Annotated in this window: 3 protein-coding genes; all 3 read left to right on the top strand. The window is 38.3% G+C overall.

Going from position 1 to position 2,810, the window contains the following annotated elements; translation table 11 throughout:
- Nucleotides 1-219 precede the first annotated feature (219 nt).
- A complete protein-coding gene (locus QZ488_RS21425) occupies nucleotides 220-567 on the top strand; it encodes a hypothetical protein (protein WP_293752593.1) in 348 nt (115 codons plus the stop codon).
- Nucleotides 568-805: 238 nt separating this feature from the next.
- Nucleotides 806-1,924: a UDP-N-acetylglucosamine 2-epimerase (non-hydrolyzing) gene (gene wecB / locus QZ488_RS21420; protein WP_293752591.1), complete on the top strand. Its 1,119-nt coding sequence runs from the start codon at nucleotides 806-808 to the stop codon at nucleotides 1,922-1,924.
- Nucleotides 1,925-1,943: 19 nt separating this feature from the next.
- On the top strand, nucleotides 1,944-2,810 hold an 867-nt coding region (wecC, locus tag QZ488_RS21415), incomplete at its 3' end, for a UDP-N-acetyl-D-mannosamine dehydrogenase (protein WP_293752589.1).

The following is a 2,810-nucleotide window of genomic DNA, read 5'->3' as shown; positions in this document are numbered from 1 at the left end:
TCTGTTGGGCTGAGTTGTGATTTCAATCGAACCTACCTAAAAACTAAAAGGTGGAATTGGTGAGTTTGTGAAAGGGTATAGAGAGTTTTATTGGGGGGGAAATGACAAGTTATGAAATCAAGCTGGTTGACACCTTGATGCCTTTAAAGTTATTTGTGGGAGCAATGGCGCTAGCGCTCTCATGGCTTGATAAAATTAATATAAGAGTAAGGGATAACAATGTTTAATGATGATATTTTTGATAAATGGTTAGATAAAGAAGCAAATAAAGTCCTAGAAAAATTAAATGGCGATGACGAAGCATTAAGCGTTGAAGATAAAATGATTCTTACATTGAAAGCTCAAACAAATCACTTTTATCATTTGGATATTGAATTAAAGCAAGATATAGAGCTATTTAGACAAGAACAAAATAAAAAGTGGGAAGAGTCAAACAAAAAATTTGATGCAATGCAGATAGAGTTAAATAAAATGTATCAGGCCATAAATAATCAAACATGGAAAATGATAGGTGCGGTTGGATTTATAGTTTTACTCGGAAGACTAATAGAAACCTTTGGCAAATAGCAAAGCATCCTTAATTAAAGATGCTTTATGTGTAGGGGGCTCGACATGTTTTAATTTTTTCAACCGAGTCTGACGCTATTGATTTAAGGGCAATGGCGTGTAAAAATTACGAAAAAGAAAATCAGGGAAAATAAAATGGCACTTGCACAAGAAGATATTGAGCAAATACAGTAGTATATAATAAATAAACTTTTTAGTGCTGCCCTCTGATTCCATAGAAAAAAGGATATTCATAAACATGAAAAAAATACTCCTGGTTTTTGGTACTCGACCAGAAGCAATTAAAATGGCACCGCTTGTTAAGGCGTTTCAAAACAATAAAGATAAATTTATCGCGAAAGTTTGTGTTACTGCTCAGCATCGAGAAATGCTAGATCAGGTGTTGGAGTTGTTTGAAATTGTACCTGATTATGATTTAGATTTAATGAAGGCTGGGCAGTCACTTGGCGATGTAACAGTCGGTATTTTATTGGCTATAAAGCCAGTATTACAAGAGTTTAAGCCAGATGTTGTATTGGTTCATGGTGATACGACAACAACCTTTGCTGCTAGCTTAGCGGCATATTATGAGCAAATAGATGTAGGGCATGTTGAGGCTGGCTTGCGTACGGGGAATATTTATTCACCTTGGCCTGAAGAAGCTAATCGCAAGTTAACAGGTGCGTTAACACGTTATCATTTCGCTCCTACGCAAGGGTCAAAAGAAAACTTATTAAATGAAGGGTATTCATCTGAGTGTATTAGCGTAACGGGTAACACAGTTATTGATGCTTTGCTTTTAATTAAAGATAAACTGGATAAAGATAGTTCTTTGGTTGAGAAACTGGATAATGCCTTCTCATTCTTAGACCCCAAGAAAAGGTTAATACTTGTAACGGGTCATCGTAGAGAGAGTTTTGGTGATGGTTTTGAGCGTATTTGTAAAGCATTATTAATTACCTCAAAAAAATACCCTGATTCGCAAATTGTTTATCCGATGCATTTGAATCCGAATGTGCGAGAGCCAGTAAATCGTATCTTAAAAGGAGTGCCTAATATCCATCTTATTGAACCGCAGCAGTATTTACCCTTTATTTACTTAATGAATAGAGCGTATATTATCCTAACGGACTCAGGTGGAATTCAAGAAGAAGCACCATCGTTAGGTAAGCCTGTTCTTGTAATGAGAGATACAACAGAGCGCCCAGAGGCAGTGGATGCTGGAACAGTAAGGCTAGTGGGGGCGGATGTTGATGTGATAACGTCGGCAATCACCGAGTTGATGGAAAATAAAGAAGCATATGACTTGATGAGTTTTTCTCATAACCCCTATGGTGATGGCAAGGCATGCCAACGTATTTTGGATCAGCTTCTTTAAATTAAATAATATAAAAATCATGTCATTTGAAACAGTATCAGTTATTGGGTTGGGCTATATAGGCTTGCCTACAGCGGCAATGTTTGCAGCCTATGGTAAGAATGTAATCGGTGTGGATATTAACCAAGAAACGGTAGATACAATAAACCGTGGTGAAATACACATAGTAGAACCAGAGTTAGATGCAATCGTCCATAAAGCAGTAAATGATGGAAAATTACGTGCGGTGATACAGCCCGAGGCGGCGGATGCATTCTTAATCGCAGTCCCAACACCATTTTTGCCTATTGAAAGCGAAGGAGATATTCCCCAGCCCGATTTGAAATATATAGAAGCAGCGGCAAAAGTCATTGCACCAGTGCTTAAAAAAGGGGATTTAGTTATTTTAGAGTCAACCTCACCTGTTGGAACTACAGAGCAGGTGGCTGACTGGTTAGCCCAGGCTAGAGCAGACCTGACGTTCCCTAAAACAGATGGTGAGAACTCGGATATTAGGGTTGCTCATTGCCCTGAACGGGTGTTACCTGGCCATGTTGTTCGTGAATTAGTAGAAAACGACCGTGTGATAGGTGGTTTAACGAATAAATGTTCAGAGCAATCGGTAGGTTTATATAAAACCTTTGTTCAAGGTGAATGTGTCATTACAAATGCTCGAACGGCAGAAATGGCCAAGCTCACCGAAAATAGTTGCCGCGATGTGCAGATTGCTTTTGCGAATGAACTATCAATTATCTGTGACAAACTCGATATTGATGTATGGGAACTAATTTCTTTAGCTAATCGTCATCCAAGAATTAATATTTTACAACCAGGCCCTGGTGTTGGTGGGCATTGTATTGCTGTTGATCCTTGGTTTATTGTTTCAAAGACACCCGAACAAGCACAG

This window comes from uncultured Paraglaciecola sp. (assembly GCF_913020055.1).
In the GTDB taxonomy this organism is placed as follows: domain Bacteria; phylum Pseudomonadota; class Gammaproteobacteria; order Enterobacterales; family Alteromonadaceae; genus Paraglaciecola.
Note: the sequence above shows the minus strand (reverse complement) of the source record. Positions and strands in the feature narration are given on the sequence as shown.